This is a genomic window from Sporosarcina sp. Y1004 (genome assembly GCF_057669665.1).
In genome coordinates, this window is the sequence record NZ_JBYHFQ010000008.1 from 91,703 (window position 1) to 107,359 (window position 15,657).

14 protein-coding genes and 2 riboswitches are annotated in these 15,657 nt (G+C 42.3%); of the genes, 9 read left to right on the top strand and 5 right to left on the bottom strand.

Annotated elements, in window-relative coordinates; genetic code table 11:
• Positions 1-331: 331 nt before the first annotated feature.
• Together AC25Y6_RS08050 and AC25Y6_RS08055 are read left to right on the top strand one after the other, a co-directional pair.
• Positions 332-1,837 carry a CoA-acylating methylmalonate-semialdehyde dehydrogenase gene (locus AC25Y6_RS08050; protein ID WP_488142636.1) on the top strand — a complete coding sequence of 502 codons (1,506 nt, stop codon included), beginning with the start codon at positions 332-334 and terminating at the stop codon, positions 1,835-1,837.
• A 38-nt stretch (positions 1,838-1,875) separates the two neighbouring features.
• Positions 1,876-3,234 carry an aminotransferase gene (locus AC25Y6_RS08055; protein ID WP_488142637.1) on the top strand — a complete coding sequence of 453 codons (1,359 nt, stop codon included), beginning with the start codon at positions 1,876-1,878 and terminating at the stop codon, positions 3,232-3,234.
• A 54-nt stretch (positions 3,235-3,288) separates the two neighbouring features.
• Here the strand turns inward: AC25Y6_RS08055 and AC25Y6_RS08060 are convergent, their stop codons facing one another.
• Complete coding sequence (locus AC25Y6_RS08060) at positions 3,289-3,924, bottom strand: glycerol-3-phosphate acyltransferase (protein WP_488142638.1); 636 nt, start codon at positions 3,922-3,924, stop codon at positions 3,289-3,291.
• A gap of 143 nt (positions 3,925-4,067) precedes the next feature.
• Positions 4,068-4,183: riboswitch (SAM riboswitch) on the top strand.
• A 124-nt stretch (positions 4,184-4,307) separates the two neighbouring features.
• On the opposite strand from AC25Y6_RS08060, the gene AC25Y6_RS08065 reads away from it, so the two are divergent.
• Entirely contained in the window at positions 4,308-5,597 is a 1,290-nt protein-coding gene (locus AC25Y6_RS08065) for an O-acetylhomoserine aminocarboxypropyltransferase/cysteine synthase family protein (RefSeq protein WP_482101293.1), read from the top strand.
• Positions 5,598-5,710: 113 nt separating this feature from the next.
• Positions 5,711-6,697, top strand: a complete 987-nt coding sequence (locus AC25Y6_RS08070; protein ID WP_488142639.1) for a homoserine dehydrogenase — start codon at positions 5,711-5,713, stop codon at positions 6,695-6,697.
• A gap of 38 nt (positions 6,698-6,735) precedes the next feature.
• Here the strand turns inward: AC25Y6_RS08070 and AC25Y6_RS08075 are convergent, their stop codons facing one another.
• The 3 genes from AC25Y6_RS08075 to AC25Y6_RS08085 form a co-directional block, all read right to left on the bottom strand.
• Positions 6,736-8,229: a BCCT family transporter gene (locus AC25Y6_RS08075; RefSeq protein ID WP_488142640.1), complete on the bottom strand. Its 1,494-nt coding sequence runs from the start codon at positions 8,227-8,229 to the stop codon at positions 6,736-6,738.
• A 187-nt stretch (positions 8,230-8,416) separates the two neighbouring features.
• Positions 8,417-8,647: an excisionase family DNA-binding protein gene (locus AC25Y6_RS08080; RefSeq protein WP_482106039.1), complete on the bottom strand. Its 231-nt coding sequence runs from the start codon at positions 8,645-8,647 to the stop codon at positions 8,417-8,419.
• Between the two features lie 54 nt (positions 8,648-8,701).
• Entirely contained in the window at positions 8,702-9,184 is a 483-nt protein-coding gene (locus AC25Y6_RS08085) for a QueT transporter family protein (RefSeq protein WP_482106040.1), read from the bottom strand.
• Positions 9,185-9,191: 7 nt separating this feature from the next.
• Positions 9,192-9,236, bottom strand: a riboswitch (PreQ1 riboswitch).
• 114 nt (positions 9,237-9,350) lie between these two features.
• Here AC25Y6_RS08085 and AC25Y6_RS08090 point away from each other — a divergent pair.
• The 4 genes from AC25Y6_RS08090 (at position 9,351) to AC25Y6_RS08105 (ending at position 14,187) form a co-directional block, all read left to right on the top strand.
• Positions 9,351-10,238, top strand: coding sequence for a DMT family transporter (locus tag AC25Y6_RS08090; RefSeq protein WP_488142641.1), 888 nt, complete (start codon positions 9,351-9,353; stop codon positions 10,236-10,238).
• Positions 10,239-11,145: 907 nt separating this feature from the next.
• The gene (locus tag AC25Y6_RS08095; RefSeq protein ID WP_482101287.1) at positions 11,146-11,835 is read left to right on the top strand and encodes a response regulator transcription factor; all 690 of its coding nucleotides are present in this window, start codon (positions 11,146-11,148) and stop codon (positions 11,833-11,835) included.
• A complete protein-coding gene (locus AC25Y6_RS08100) occupies positions 11,813-11,989 on the top strand; it encodes a hypothetical protein (RefSeq protein ID WP_482101286.1) in 177 nt (58 codons plus the stop codon). The genes AC25Y6_RS08095 and AC25Y6_RS08100 overlap by 23 nt, the downstream gene beginning before the upstream one ends.
• 2 nt (positions 11,990-11,991) lie before the next feature.
• Positions 11,992-14,187 (top strand): sensor histidine kinase, encoded by a 2,196-nt coding sequence (locus tag AC25Y6_RS08105; protein ID WP_488142642.1) that lies wholly within the window; start codon positions 11,992-11,994, stop codon positions 14,185-14,187.
• Positions 14,188-14,340: 153 nt separating this feature from the next.
• Here AC25Y6_RS08105 and AC25Y6_RS08110 read toward each other — a convergent pair whose 3' ends face one another.
• Positions 14,341-14,991, bottom strand: coding sequence for a CPBP family intramembrane glutamic endopeptidase (locus tag AC25Y6_RS08110; RefSeq protein WP_488142643.1), 651 nt, complete (start codon positions 14,989-14,991; stop codon positions 14,341-14,343).
• A 311-nt stretch (positions 14,992-15,302) separates the two neighbouring features.
• Here AC25Y6_RS08110 and AC25Y6_RS08115 point away from each other — a divergent pair, with 311 nt between their 5' ends.
• Complete coding sequence (locus tag AC25Y6_RS08115; protein WP_488142644.1) at positions 15,303-15,635, top strand: hypothetical protein; 333 nt, start codon at positions 15,303-15,305, stop codon at positions 15,633-15,635.
• The last annotated feature ends 22 nt before the right edge of the window (positions 15,636-15,657 follow it).

Sequence of the window (15,657 nt, forward strand, 5' to 3'; positions counted from 1 at the left end):
TGGAGTTAAGGCTCGCTATTTTTTTGATGTTGATTATGCGAACCCTAGACTGTGTACTGATTAATCTAGCGTAGGAGTCTTAAATGGGGAGGTTTCCTCTAGTGCAGTAGTCAAATATGTTGATTGGAGTAGGTGTTGTAAGGGAAATACATTCAATTTTGGACAAAATGTATAGTCAATGTGGCTTTGATTTTACAAAACGTAAAGCAGAAGTCGAAATTTCTATTAATATACTGATAAGGAAAAGCGGAATTCAGTTTAGCAATTTTAAATGCTCGATAGGAATCGTGTTATCAATTTTTAAAAACGAAAACAGGGGGTTAATTAAATTATGAACAAGCTAGATCATTTTATAGGCGGGGTGAAATCGGAAGGGGCATCTGAACGTTATGGACCTATTTATAACCCGTCCACAGGAGAAAAAACTGCTGACTGCCCTTACGCAACAGCTAAAGATGTGAACCAAGCCATAGAGGCCGCAGATAAAGCTTTTAACACATGGAGGAAAACCCCCGTTGCAAAAAGGGTAGAAGTACTGTTCAACTTCCGGACGTTACTAATAGATGCAACTGATGAACTTGCTAGAACGATTGGGCGGGAAAACGGTAAAACAATTTCGGATGCAAAAGGAGAAATTAGCCGTGCAATTGAAGCGGTCGATTTTGCAATTAATGCACCGCATCTATTAAAAGGCGAGCATTCAACTGATGTAGGCGGAAACATTAACTCCTTCTCCATTAAACAGCCGCTTGGCGTTGTCACATGTATTTCACCCTTCAATTTCCCGGTAATGGTACCGGTTGCGATGACAACAATGGCACTTGTATGCGGAAACTCTGTTGTGTTAAAACCATCTGAGCGCGTACCAAATTCTGCACTGTTCATATCGGAGCTTTGGGAAAAGGCTGGGCTTCCTGCTGGGGTATGGAGTGTGGTGAATGGTGATAAGGAAGCGGTGGATGCGTTAATCACACATCCAAAAGTGATGGCAGTCAGTTTCGTCGGTTCCACAAAAGTGGCGGAATATATTTATGAGGAAGCCAGTCGACATCATAAACGGGTAGCCGCATTCGGTGGTGGGAAAAACCATATGATCATCATGCCTGATGCTGATATCGATTTTGCAGTTGACTCATTCCTTGGGGCTGCGTATGGAGCGGCTTCTCAGCGTTGTATGGCACTGTCTGTCGCGATGCCTGTTGGTAAAAAGACGGCCGACATATTTGTTGAGAAGTTAATAAAGAAAGTAGAAGAGTTGAGAGTGGGTTCGTATGACGATGAACAAGCCGACTTTGGGCCGGTCATCACACAACAATCCAAAGAAGCGGTACTCAAATCCATTGAAGACAGCTTACTAGAAGGAGCAAAACTCTGTGTAGATGGCCGTAATCCCGACACAGGCCTAAATAGCAATGGATACTATTTAGGCGCGACTTTATTGGACAACGTTACACCGGATATGGAGGTTTATCGGCAGGAAGTGTTTGGACCGGCAAGGATAGTAGTTCGTGTAAACAATCTGGGTGAAGCGATTGATTTGGTAAACGGCCATGAATTTGGAAATGGAGTCACGATCTTTACGCAGAATGGTCCTGCAGCCCGCGAATTCACGGAGAAGGTCGAAGTCGGCATGGTAGGTGTCAATGTACCAATTCCGATTCCAGTAGGCTATCACAACTTTGGAGGCTGGAAGCGTTCAAAATTTGGTGAAAGTCATATGTTCGGGCCGGATACTGTTCGATTCTTCACGAAAATTAAAACGGTGTCAGAAAGATGGCCAGAAACTACAGATATCAAAAAAGGTGTTGCATTCGACTTTCCAAGTAATCGGAATTGATTTGTTACTACTATTGATGGAGAAAGAGGGATAAGAAAATGACAAAAGTGATAAAGGATACATCGTCATTAGTTGAAAAGGATCGTCAAAATATATGGCATCACATTTCCGCCTACAATGAAAAGAATCCTCCGATGATCGTCGAAAGCGGAAAAGGGGCTTGGATCACCGATCATAGAGGCAATCGTTACTTGGATGGAATGTCTGGACTCTGGTGTGTGAACGTCGGATACGGGCGTGAGGAACTCGCGAAAGCTGCGTATGAACAGATGAAAAAACTGGCCTATGCACCTATGACCCAAAGCCATGAACCTGCCATTGAGCTTGCTGAAAAGTTGAATGACATGCTAGGCGGCGATTATGTATTTTTTTATTCGAATAGCGGATCTGATGCAAACGAAGTGGCATTCAAGCTTGCACGTCAATACCATCAGCAAAACGGGGAACCGTCACGTTACAAATTCATCTCACGTTACAGGGCTTACCACGGTAGTTCTATGGGCGCGCTCTCAGCCACTGGTCAAGCTCTACGGAAATATAAATATGAACAGCTCGTTCCAGGTTTTCTGCATATTGCACCACCGGATAATTATCGCAGGCCAGCAAATCAATCGGTTGAAGAATACAACATACAACGTGCGCAAGAGTTTGAAGAAAAAGTTATTTGGGAGCAGAAAGAAACAATTGCCGGGATTATTATGGAGCCTCTTATTACTGGTGGCGGAGTCTTGATCCCACATCCGATTTACTTGGAAAAAGTTCAAGAAATCTGTAATCGCCACGGCGTCCTTCTAATCATTGATGAGGTTATCTGTGGATTCGGACGAACTGGGAAAGCATTTGGCCATCAGCACTTTAACGTAAAGCCGGACATCATTACGATGGCGAAAGGGCTGACAAGCGCCTACTTACCGTTATCAGTTACAGCTGTGCGAAAAGATATTTACGAAAAGTTTGACACAGGTGAAGAAAATAGCCACTTCCGTCATATCAATACTTTTGGCGGGAATCCTGCAGCTTGTGCCGTGGCATTGAAGAACCTCGAAATTATTGAGAACGAAAGCCTTATTGAACGGTCTGCCGAGCTTGGTGAGCGTCTTCAAAAAGAGTTGGCAAGCCTAATGCAGCACCCGTTTGTTGGTGATATCCGCGGTCTCGGTTTCCTCTTAGGAATTGAACTAGTTGAAGACAAGAAAACGAAAGAACCTGCTTCCAATGCGCGTGTCGCCAAAATTATCGGGGAATGCAAGGCAAATGGACTTATTATCGGAAGAAATGGCGATACGGTAGCTGGTTATAATAATATTTTAGCACTCAGTCCGCCATTGTCCTGCACTGACGAAGATGTAGATTTCATTATTGCTGTTGTAAAGAAAGTGTTTAAAGAAAACGAATGATACAAATGGGTAGAGGTGTGTATTCACCTCTGTTTCCTAATTATTGGGAAATCCTTAGTTTTTAGATGTTTTCTTTTTAAAAACTGTAGAAACCTGTTTCTCGCTACGGTTTTTCATCCGACGGAAGTTCTCGATATGTTTCCAAATTGCGATGCCGAATAATAATACTGCCGCTATAATGGGCCCGTATCCTTCTGCCCAAACTGCCATCGCGATGAGCGTCACGTACAGCATCAGCACGCCAAACACGAGAAAGTCTGTTACTATCGCCACGATGACAAATAATGCAAAACCAACGAGTCCAACCTTCCAGTCGATGGCGAGCAGCACGCCAATAATCGTGGCGGTTCCTTTGCCGCCGTTGAACTTCATATAAAACGGGAAGTTGTGCCCAATCACGGTTGCAGTACCCGCGAGGAATAATAGTAAAGCTACAATTTCTCCTGGAAGTCCTGCATTCTCTGCGAAATATCTCACAAATAGGACAGCTACTGCACCTTTACCGATATCGATTGCAGCAACCAGTGCGCCGAATTTTTTCCCGAGAACGATTGTGGCATTCGAAGCACCGGCATTTTTCACCCCGGTTTCTTTTAGGTTAACGCCCGAAATTATCTGTGCGACAACCGATCCATGTAAGCAACCGATGGCATATCCCGAAACTAGTACACTTGTAATCCATAACCACATAACCATTCCTCCAAAACATTGGTAAATTAATTGTAACATTAGAGGTAAACGCAAGGTTCAGAAAAATTATTTAATAATCTCTTGACTTTGTCTCGCGCTATCTACTATACTATGTCACAAGATGGAAAACTGAATGATACAAACTCTTATCAAGAGCGGCGGAGGGAATAGGCCCTGCGATGCCCGGCAACCGACAAGCGACCAGCTTGTAAAGGTGCTACTTCCTACAGATCGGTTCGGATGATCTGAAAGATAAGGGGAGGAAAAAGCGAAAGCGTAACCCTCTTCTTAAGCGAAGGGGGTTATTTTTTATTTCCAAAATACCCCCAGCGCCTCCGCAGATCACAATCAATTCCATCTAAAAAACTTTGGAGGTAATGACTTTGACAAAACTTAAACCCGAAACACTTCTTCTACATGGTGGACAAAAACCCGATCCCGTAACAGGTTCTCGTGCAGTTCCAATTCATAGAACTTCATCATTCGTATTTCGTGATACAGAACATGCTCAAAAATTGTTTGGACTGCAAGAAGCAGGCAACATCTATACGCGTATTACAAATCCAACCGTCGCTGTTTTTGAAGAACGTATAGCACTTCTTGAAGGAGGAACGGCGGCAGTTGCATTATCTTCAGGAATGGCGGCTATTGCATTTTCTATCCTAAATGTCGCAGGCGCAGGTGATGAAATTGTCGCGGCGAGCAATTTGTATGGTGGTACGTATAATTTATTTGCCAATACGCTTCCGCGTTACGGCATCAATGTAAAATTTGTCGATGTAACGGATCCTGAAAACTTCCGCGCAGCGATTACAGATAAAACAAAAGCTTTATTTGCAGAAACAATTGGTAATCCGAGTTTACATGTGCTTGATATTGAAGCGGTTGCGGACATTGCACATGAAAACGGTCTACCACTTCTAATAGACAGTACGTTTGCATCTCCATACGGTTCAAATCCAATCGAATTTGGTGCAGATGTCGTGATCCACTCTGCAACGAAATGGATTGGCGGACATGGTACAACAATCGGTGGAGTTGCTGTTGATGCGGGTACGTTTGATTGGACACAAGGACGGTTCCCAGGCTTTACTGAGCCGGATGAATCTTACCATGGCCTTCGTTATGGAATTGACACTGCAGGCGCGGCGTTTGCCACTAAGCTACGTGTTCAATTGTTACGAGACTTTGGACCTTGCTTAGATCCGGATAGTGCCTTTAACTTCTTACAAGGACTTGAAACACTGCATCTGCGTGTGACAAGACATAATGAAAATGCTATCAAAGTGGCAGAATTCTTGAAACAGCATCCATCTGTTGAATGGGTAACGTATACTGGGAACGAAGATCACCCATCATATGACCTTGCGAAAAAGTACTTGAAAAACGGCTTCGGCTCCATTATCGTTTTCGGTATCAAAGGCGGGCGTGAGGCTGGTCGAAACGTAATTGACAACGTTAAAATCTGGTCGCACGTAGCTAACGTTGGCGATGCAAAATCCTTGATCATCCATCCTGCTTCAACGACGCACCAGCAGCTTGGCCCTGAAGATTTGAAAAAATCAGGCGTTACCGAGGAACTAATTAGACTATCGGTCGGTCTTGAATCAGCAGAAGACATTATTGCAGATTTAGCGCAGGCTATTGAAGCAGCAGTCGCTGTAACAGTATAATTTTTGGAAGAAAGATGGCTATGACAATCGTCTTAGTTTGTTACGCCCTATAGCCATTTAAGAGAATCTGAAAAATGGGGACTTGTTATTAAGCAGTCCATGGAGGTGGCGAAATGCCGTCAATCAAGGTTGCTCTACTCGGCTTCGGCACTGTAGGTGAAGGGATTTACAGAATTTTGAATGAAAGAAAGAATGAGATTAAGCAACAAACAGGCTGTGAAATCGATATAGTTGCCATCCTTGTTCGCGATATAGCGAAAGTACGTCTAGCAACACCAGGGGTAAAAGTGACGGGAGACATCCAGGACATACTGATGAACCCGGACATTGATTTCATCTTTGAGGCAATTGTTGGTGAGGAACCTGCTTATACGTATCTTTCAGATGCAATCGAAAAGGGCAAAAACATTATAACGGCAAATAAGAAAATGTTCGCGACACATGGTCCGGCATTATTGAAGCATGCGGAATTCCGGGGCGTTCAGGTCGGTTATGAAGCAACTACAGCGGGTGGAGTACCAATTATCCGTACAGTGAAAAACTTGTTACCTGCAGATCGAGTACGACGAATCAGAGGGATTTTAAATGGAACCTCAAATTTCATTTTGACAAAGATGCGGGAAGAGAAAGTTCCATTTAACACTGCACTTTTTGAAGCACAAGAGCTCGGTTATGCAGAAGCAGATCCGACTGACGATGTTAGTGGTAAAGATGCTTTTCGAAAACTGATGATTTTAAGTGCACTGTCATTTGGTACCCAGCCTGATTGGCGAGACATTCCGATAGTCGGAATCGATGGAGTTAAAACTGAAGATGTTGCGGAAGCATTAAAGGGGAAACTTCGTTATCGGCATATCGCGGAGATTTCAATTGATGAAAAGGGTGTCTTGCGAGGAAGTGTGGGACCGGTACTGATTGGTCCTGACAATCCGTTATATGGAGTCGACGGTGTTGATAATGCAATTATTGTTGAAACTGATTATCTAGGGTCCCTTACTCTTGTTGGCCCGGGAGCAGGCATGTATCCGACAGCAAGCGCATTGATCGGAGACTTCTTATATATGGTTGGACAACGTGAAAAGGTTCTTATCAAAAGTTAAGAAAAAGGCGATTCCATCTCAGGAATCGCCTTTTCAACTCATTTTTTTAGCTTCATTAACTTAGCTTCTACTTTCAATGCTTTGATCAATGAGGCAACCATCAGCAACATGACGAATGAGAATGGCAACGCCGCGATGATAATGGTGTTTTGCAAGGCTGTAAGTCCGCCGACAGAAAGTAAAATGAGGGCAATTGTCGATTGGATGATCCCCCAAATGAGTTTAACCGTATTTGGGGGTGTCAACGAACCGTTTGTCGACTGCATGCCTAAAACAAAAGTTGCTGAATCTGCAGAAGTAATGAAAAAGGAAGCAATCAGTAATATGGCAAATACTGAAACGGCGATAGACAAAGGCATTGCACTAAACATTTCAAAAATGACTAGTTCCGTATCGGCTTTCGCCAAATCGAGAACGCCGCTTTTCTGGATATCGATGGCTGTTGTTCCAAACGCTGAAAACCAGAATGATCCAAGGAGCGTAGGGGCAACAAGTACACCAATCATGAATTCGCGAATGGTACGTCCTTTTGAAACGCGGGCAATAAACATACTTACAAATGGTGCCCATGAGATCCACCAAGCCCAGTAGAAAATGGTCCAGCTGTCAAGCCAACTACGATCCCCGGAGTCTAAAGGTGCTGTGCGAAAACTCATTTGAACGAGATTTGATAAATAGCCTCCAAAAGAATCAGTAAACATATTGAAAATAAGCAATGTCGGGCCCGCTATAACCACAAATCCGAGAAGTGCGAGTGCAAGTACTAAATTGGTATTCGACAAATATTTAATACCCCTGCTAAGTCCTGACCAAGCGGAACCGATGAATATGATAGTAACGACCCCGATGATGACAAATTGAGAAAAGATATTAATTTTAACGTCAAATAAGTAATGAAGGCCTGCATTAATTTGAACAGCACCGAAGCCGAGCGATGTAGCAACTCCAAAAGATGTCGCGAATACTGCGAGTACATCGACGAGAACGCCCCACGGACCAACCATTTTTTTGCCGAATATCGGCTTCAATGTTGCTGAAATTAATCCCGGTTCGCCTTTGCGGAACTGGAAGAAGGCAAGAGATAGTGCGATAACACCGTACATTGCCCACACATGGAGCCCCCAATGGAAGAAAGTCTGTCGTAGCCCTTCTTTAAAAGCTGCATCTGTATTTGGAGCTTCCGTGGCAGGATTGATTCCAAAATGTGACAATGGTTCTGCGGCACCATAAAAGACGAGTCCGATACCCATCCCTGCAGAAAAGAGCATGGCAATCCAAGTAACCGTTGAAAATTGCGGTCGATCTGCATCTTTTCCGAGACGAATCTTCCCATATGGACTTATGATGAAAAAGATACTCAGGACTACCATAAATGACATGAGCAACATGTAGTACCAACCGAATGTTGATGCAACAACATTTTTGATGTTCGTTGTTATTGCTTCAAAACTTTCAGGAGCGAATGCGCCATATCCAACGGTCAATATGATGAGACCAATTGTGATATAAAAAACGTTTGATATTTTCTTCATACTTCCCCCTCGTGTTACTGGTAATTTAGAAACAGTTTTCAACTATACTAGCAAAATGTTATGAAAGCAACTGTTCGGTTAAATAAGTATTCCCGTTTATAGTCCTTTCCATTCGTGTACACGGACGATGCGGAGTACTCTATTTAAATAAAAATAGCTGAAAATCCGTAGATTTTCAGCCGGTATTTCAATCTTCATCTTTAATGTCGCGATCGGGTGGAATGGGTTCGTTACGCCATTCGTCAATTTGGTGTTTTAATGTTTCGAGCTGTTCTAAATAAAGACCAAACTGATCTTTGTTCACTAGAAATTGTTCGCCGTCATGGACAGAACGAATCCGTCCTTCTCTTACATACTTCTGAATTTGTTCGACGGGCATGCTAAGATATTCTGCAGTTTCTTGAATGGAGATATACATCTAAGCCCTCCTTGGAAAATTCAGTTGAAGACAAAGTGGCGGGTGCTGTTTCGGTTAAATCAATTTCTTGAAGTTTAGCCGTTTATTCAAAGCCATCATAATCGGAATTCCAATTGCCATGACAACAAATTCACCGATTGCAACTGTTAACCATGTAAGTAGGAAAGGGAGCTCTAATGCTAGGTTTAACTCGAAAGCAATGATGAACATGGTAAAGGTGAAAACTAGTGTGTTGAAGACCATTCGCTTGAAAACTCCAGATATAAATTTAGCGGAAAATATCGTGATTGAAAGAGCTATAATTGATTGACTCACGCCGAAAAATAGATCATACATGCCAAGTGGAGAAAACAAGTTTGTGACGAATACTCCGAGCACAATACCAAAGAAGAACTTCTTATTAAACACTATAAGATGGTTGAACAGCTCGGAGATACGAAATTGGATTGCTGAATAAGCCAGTGGTGCTATTAATAGAGATACGGCTACATATAAAGCGGCAATGATCCCGCTTATGGCCATTGTTTTTATTTTCATTACTTATTTCCTCCTAGTTTTTTAGCGTGGGATGGTTACGAACCACGTGTGAACAATTAGTGATTATAGTACATAGTTACTAGTCGTGTCAAGTGAACTTGAAATGTTGGAACTCTCGAATTATATGGTATCTTCTATATATAAAGGGAAAAGGAGCAGTGGAATCATGTCGCAGCGAATTGCCTACACACTCGTGTTGTTAGGTGCAATACTATGGGGAACAACTGGCACTGCACAAACGTTCCTACCGCAAACCATCCATCCATTGACAGTTGGTGCATCACGGCTTGCGGTGGGTGGTTTTTCATTGCTGATTCTATTACTAATCATGCGTAAAATTGATTTCAAGAATTGGCCGTGGAAAGCTACGATTTACGCGGCTATTTCAATGGCCATTTTCCAGTATCTATTCTTTTCTTCTGTCAGATTAACCGGTGTCGCGATAGGGACGGTCGTTACCATCGGCAGTTCGCCTGTTTTTTCTGGAATCATCGAATGGTTCTTGTTAAAACGCCGTCCGACATTTATTTGGCTTACAGCTACCGCTCTTGCGATTGTGGGGTGTGCACTGCTATTTTTAAATAAAGACGGTATCGTTGTTAATCCAGTAGGTGTTTTGATGTCGCTTGGTGCAGGGCTATTGTTTGCCTTTTACGCACTTGTAAATAAAGAAGTACTTGAAAAAGTGGATGCTGTACCTGCTGTTGCAGTCATCTTTTCCATTAGTGCGTTGATGATGATGCCATTTTTGCTTTTATTCGAAACGGAAGGTCTGATTTCTGCTCGGGGAATATCTGTGGTACTGTATCTTGGAATAATTACGACAAGTGTAGCGTACATCCTGTTTTCAACCGGATTAAAAAGAATTCCATCGTCCTCTGCCGTTACCCTATCACTTGCTGAACCGCTTACTGCAGCTGTTTTGAGTGTTATTGTGGTTGGCGAGCATCTCGACGGAACGTCCTGGACGGGCATTGCTATGTTGCTAGGCGGAATCCTCGTATTGACGCTCAGTGGTAGAAAAGTGAAGAAGTCTAGCTTGTTAAATGAATAAACCCCTGTTCCCCCATCAATAGTTGGGAGAACAGGGGTTTTTCACCGATATTTATGTTGAACAAATGAATACGGTAGGCCATTGAAAAAGTCACGAAACAAGTGAATGAATTAGAAACTCTGCTAATACCGCTTGCCGCTTCGTGGTAGCTGGATAGACCTTGTAAGAAAGCGTATTTCTTTATCTATAATTGCGGAGGTGATTAATAAAAGTACCAACATTATAGTTAGATTCAGAAATCCCGCTAATACCGCTTTGCGCTTTGTGGATGCCTCCCGCGATAAGCCAGAAAGAAGACCGCTTTCAGTCTTATCGCTTCGGCTACCACGAAGTCGCGCCTTCGCTGGATGGTCTATGTAAGAAAGCGCATTTCTTTATCGGAGATTAGTGCAATCTGCAGTGTGTCTTTCTTCAATGAAATTAGTATCAAATAGTAATCACATTATAATCTCAGCATTTACATCTCAAAATCACACTTCTCTCGATTATGAACACATCAGCGCAGGCGCGGCAAAGGGGTAGCCGAAGCTCTGAGACTGGATGCGAAGCGCTAATCCAGGCTCATGGCGAGAGGCATCCCCAAAGCGCCAAGCGATCTACAAACCACACTCCAAACCGCACTCTCTCGATAATGGACACCCCAGCTTAGGCGCGGCAAAGGGGTAGCCTAAGCCCTGAGACTGGATGCGAAGCGTTAATCCAGGCTCATGGCGAGAGGCATCCCCAAAGCGCCGAGCGGTCTATAATCCACACCCCGAATCACAACTCTCTCATTAAATAGATTCAACGGGATTCTTTAATCGAACATATATAATCTGTTCTTAAGACTTTCTTCATAATTACAGTTGGTGAATGTTAAGATTTGGCGGGTACAATTGGTATCATAGAGAAAAGCGAGGTGCGGAAGATGGCGAAATTCACAGTGCTTGTAGCGGATGACGATCAGGACATCCGTAACGGGATTGAAATATATTTGAAAAATGAAGGTTATGAGGTACTGAAGGCGGCGGACGGTGTAGAGGCGCTTGAGCTACTGGAGTCGAATGATGTCCATCTTCTAATTCTCGATATAATGATGCCAAATATGGATGGTATTACAGCGACGTTCAAAATTCGGGAAGCGCGCAATATCCCGATTATCATGCTGAGTGCGAAGGTGGAAGACTCCGATAAAATTCATGGACTATCCGTTGGTGCAGATGATTATGTGACGAAACCGTTCCATCCAATGGAGTTGATGGCTCGTGTGAAGTCACAATTGCGTCGCTATATCCAATTTGGGACGTACGATGGCCAGAAAAAAGTAGAAATCGACGGGCTAGTTCTGGATGAAGAAGCAAAGGAAATCACTATTGACGGTGGCGTGGTAAAACTGACACCAATTGAATACAAAATTACAGAGTTGCTGATGAAGAATGCGGGGCGTGTATTTTCAATCAACGAAATCTACGAACGCGTTTGGAATGAAGCAGCGTACAATGCTGAAAATATCGTTGCGGTACATATACGTAAAATACGCGAAAAAATCGAAGCAGATCCGAAAAATCCGAGATATGTAAAGGTGGTGTGGGGCATTGGTTACAAAATCGAAAAATGACTGGGCTGTAGTTTGGTCAATCATCGCGATTGTCATTGCCGCTTTGAGTATCGGTTACTGTTTCTCCCACATCATTGACCTGGTCGGAAATGGAATGGAACGTTCCAGTAGGGCGATTGCTTACTTCACCCGGATAGTGAAAGGAAATGTGTGAATATGAAAAATAAACGAATGCCTCTTATTGTCTGGTCGATTCTTATCGCCTTGTTTTTAACTGCGCTTGTCTCTTTTATAAATACGGGTCCAAAGTTTATCGGGAATAGCTTTGTTGATACAGAGGATTTTAAATCTGAAATGGAGTATTTTTACGATAAAATTAGTACAACCGTTTTGAATCCGATTGATGTGGAAAAGGAGAAAAAACAAATCAAAGTATCACAGGAGGAAATCGACGAACATCGTGAGCGTTACGGCACATTGGCTGAACAAATTTCCAATATTACAGCCCAATATCAAGACCGAATTGAAGAAGCGAAAGCGGCTGGCAATGAAGTGTTAAAAACAGAACTGATTAAAGAGCAAGAAGTGAAAATAGATGATATTCGAAAAAACTTCCAAGATGATAAACATGTAGAGGCAAAAGTCCGTGAAGAAAAAGGAGAAGCGCTTGAACAATATGTAAGTGAAAGATTCAATGGTGTGGACGATTATAACTTCCGGTGGGTTGCCTATGAGTTGAAAGATGTGGAAACGGGTGAAACGTTTGCGTCCGGTGATGTCAAAGCGCCCGCCGCCTACAAGAGAATGTACAATTCCAAGGAAGGGTACTTCAAGGCTAAGTCACTTCGAATAAAAAATGCTGATTTATACCAGTACACAGGAAACCATACTGGGGAATACATCGACAGTAACCGCTCAATAATCGGAAACCCAGATCGGACTTTCGAGGGTATTGTCGTCATTTCAAAAGGGATATCACAGGAAGGGTCTCATGGTCAACTTGCAGCCTGGTTTAACAAATCAAAATATATTGCCTATAGCACTTGGATTGTCGGGCTAATTGCATTAATCCTTCTGTTGACAAAGTTTCGTTTCAATAAGAACTGGGTGAAGGATAGAAGAGGGGCGGACTGGTATAGTCGTTTAAAAATCGATGTAAAAGGAGCTCTGCTGGTTACAACATTGCTGATGCTCTATATTAATTTATTGTTTGTTGCAGACTATGCTTATTTTTATAGCCTCGAAAATTTGGTTATATATGTAATTTCTTTTGTATTCCTTACACTCCTCGTATTTCTAACAGTGTTACAGCTGGTTAATTTCATGGAGCGAATAAAAGATGAAGTGGTGTTGAAACAAGAAATTAAGGATAGTTATAGTATGAGATTTATACTTGCATGGCAAGGGATGTTTTTGAATCGTTCAATTGGTGTTCAATCGTTCCTTCTATTAATTGGCTTTTTCCTAGCGGGCATCGGGTTTGCCGTCGTTCTCATGCAACCCATATTAATTATGATTTACATTCCACTTGTATTGTTTGCTGGGCTGCCATTCCTCTATATTTTCGTGAGAAGAACGGCGTATTTGAATCGTATTATTGTGGCTACTGAAGCGATGGCGAATGGACGTCTTCATGAGGAAATTAAAATCGAAGGAAAATCACCGCTTGCAGACCATGCGCGGAATCTCAATAACCTACGCGAAGGTGTCCGCAGTTCCATGACCGAACAAGCGAAGAGTGAACGCCTAAAAACGGAACTTATTACGAACGTTAGTCATGATCTTAGGACACCATTAACGTCCATTATTACGTACACGGATCTATTGAAAAAGGCAGATATCACAGCTGAAGATAGAGCAAAATATATAGATATCTTAGATAGGAAATCACAGCGTTTAAAGACATTGATTGAGGATTTGTTTGAAGTTTCGAAAATGGCAAGCGGTAACTTGGAGCTTCACAAACAACGCGTCGATTTGACACAATTGCTTCAACAAGCACTTGCAGAACACGAAGAAGAAATTTCGAAATCGGGCCTTGATTTTAGGGTGAACTTACCAGAGTCTACGCTTGTTGCCTATGTCGACGGGAAAAGATGGTGGCGCGTACTGGATAATTTGATTGTCAACGCCATTAAATACACATTGCCGGGTACCCGTGTCTATATTACACTTCGAAAAGTGGGAGATAACGCGGAATTCGTCGTGAAAAATGTGACGAAGTATGAGCTTGGTGAAAACACCGACGAATTGTTTGAACGATTCAAAAGGGCTGATGCATCACGCCAAACGGACGGTTCTGGACTTGGTCTTGCGATAGCACAATCCATCGTCGATTTGCATAATGGGAATATGAAAATTGAAGTAGATGGAGATTTATTCAAAGTAACGGTCGTCGTGGCAGCGGTTTAATAAATGGACAATGATGTGAGTTGTACTCAATGCCTTTACTCAAGGGTATTGCGTACGGCTTCTTTCTATTTGCGGATTCGTTACGATTGAAATGGGTTTAAGGCTTTCCTTTGGCGGGAATGATTAGGTAAAGTACGCAAATTGATCATTCTTTCAATAGAAGTAAATAATATACACTCCAACAAGTAAAACACCGATATCTGCAAACATATGAACTGTCCAAGAGGGCAAAATGGTTCCGCTTTTTTCATTGGCCAACTGAAAGATCACTCCTCCCAACCAGAGTCCTGCAACGGCAACTACGAGAAGTGCTGGACTGAACCAAGGTAGAAAAATTGCGATATGGTAAATTGCGAACAGGAAGGATGGAACAAGAAGCCGGACTTTTGAATTGCTTATAATATTAGGCAACAGGCCGCGGAAGTAAAACTCCTCCAGTATCGAATTACCGAACAAGATATAGAATGCGATGAAAGGGAACACTGTAGCTGTTACACCAGCGTCTTCTAAATCGCCAATAAGTTCATTTAGATTAATGAATGGCTTTAATAAGAGAAATGACATGATGATAACGGCCATTATTAAGATTCCCGAAGTGATTGCGATACCCATACTTTTAGAATCTGTACCGCGTAAGCGTAAGAATGGAAATCCAAACTTTCTATATATAATGAGTGGAATCAGTAGAAATAGAACAACCTTCGCCATCGTTTTCCATATGTATTCAACCTCAAGACTTTGTTCAATCCAGATAAGAATAGCGATGTTGATTAATGGCATAGCAAAAAAAAGCGATTTCTCCAAAAAATCCCCCCTGTTTATTGTAAATAAGACGAAATAGTGGGATAATGGTTTCACAGGATTCTGAAAATAGGTTTGCGTCTCTTCAAGGTTATTTAGTGAATGAAGGGCATCATACGTTCAGAAATCCGTAATATATTAATCTTTTCAGTGGGTTACTTGAATTACTACTAGCAATACTTGTGTTAACGATTGGCTATTTTTGATAGCGAAAGTTAAAGCAACAAGACTCAAAATAAAAAAACGAGAACCGTGCGAGGGGACGGAAAGCATATCCCGGTTCCCCGTACGAAGAGGGAGGATTTAAAGTAGATATGACAAAATCAGATGGCAATTATCCAAACAAAGACGATCTAGAACCAAATGTTAAAGGGATGTCTAAATCCGATGAGCTACCGCTTGCGGATCCTTCCGATTCAAATACATCGGAAGTTTTTAGAGAAAATGAAAAGGAAGAGACGGGTGAGAACAAACCGTCTGCTTTCGCCGAAAATAAGATAAATAATACGAATACGGGTAATAATAAACCGGTATCGGGCGTAGGTTCTCCTAATGGCGAGGTAGATAAAGGAAAAAGCAATTTTGACCAGCATACACACGAAAAATGGAACAAAGAGAAACCAAATGAAGATCCTTTTAAACCATAATTAAGCAGCGGTCACCCCTATA

What these genes read in the sequence shown, in the direction of transcription:
- AC25Y6_RS08050 (WP_488142636.1), top strand. Translation starts at nt 332, where the DNA reads ATGAACAAGCTAGATCATTTTATAGGCGGGGTGAAATCGGAAGGGGCA.
- AC25Y6_RS08055 (WP_488142637.1), top strand. Translation starts at nt 1,876, where the DNA reads ATGACAAAAGTGATAAAGGATACATCGTCATTAGTTGAAAAGGATCGT.
- AC25Y6_RS08060 (WP_488142638.1), bottom strand. Translation starts at nt 3,924, where the DNA reads ATGTGGTTATGGATTACAAGTGTACTAGTTTCGGGATATGCCATCGGT.
- AC25Y6_RS08070 (WP_488142639.1), top strand. Translation starts at nt 5,711, where the DNA reads ATGCCGTCAATCAAGGTTGCTCTACTCGGCTTCGGCACTGTAGGTGAA.
- AC25Y6_RS08075 (WP_488142640.1), bottom strand. Translation starts at nt 8,229, where the DNA reads ATGAAGAAAATATCAAACGTTTTTTATATCACAATTGGTCTCATCATA.
- AC25Y6_RS08080 (WP_482106039.1), bottom strand. Translation starts at nt 8,647, where the DNA reads ATGTATATCTCCATTCAAGAAACTGCAGAATATCTTAGCATGCCCGTC.
- AC25Y6_RS08085 (WP_482106040.1), bottom strand. Translation starts at nt 9,184, where the DNA reads ATGAAAATAAAAACAATGGCCATAAGCGGGATCATTGCCGCTTTATAT.
- AC25Y6_RS08090 (WP_488142641.1), top strand. Translation starts at nt 9,351, where the DNA reads ATGTCGCAGCGAATTGCCTACACACTCGTGTTGTTAGGTGCAATACTA.
- AC25Y6_RS08095 (WP_482101287.1), top strand. Translation starts at nt 11,146, where the DNA reads ATGGCGAAATTCACAGTGCTTGTAGCGGATGACGATCAGGACATCCGT.
- AC25Y6_RS08105 (WP_488142642.1), top strand. Translation starts at nt 11,992, where the DNA reads ATGAAAAATAAACGAATGCCTCTTATTGTCTGGTCGATTCTTATCGCC.
- AC25Y6_RS08115 (WP_488142644.1), top strand. Translation starts at nt 15,303, where the DNA reads ATGACAAAATCAGATGGCAATTATCCAAACAAAGACGATCTAGAACCA.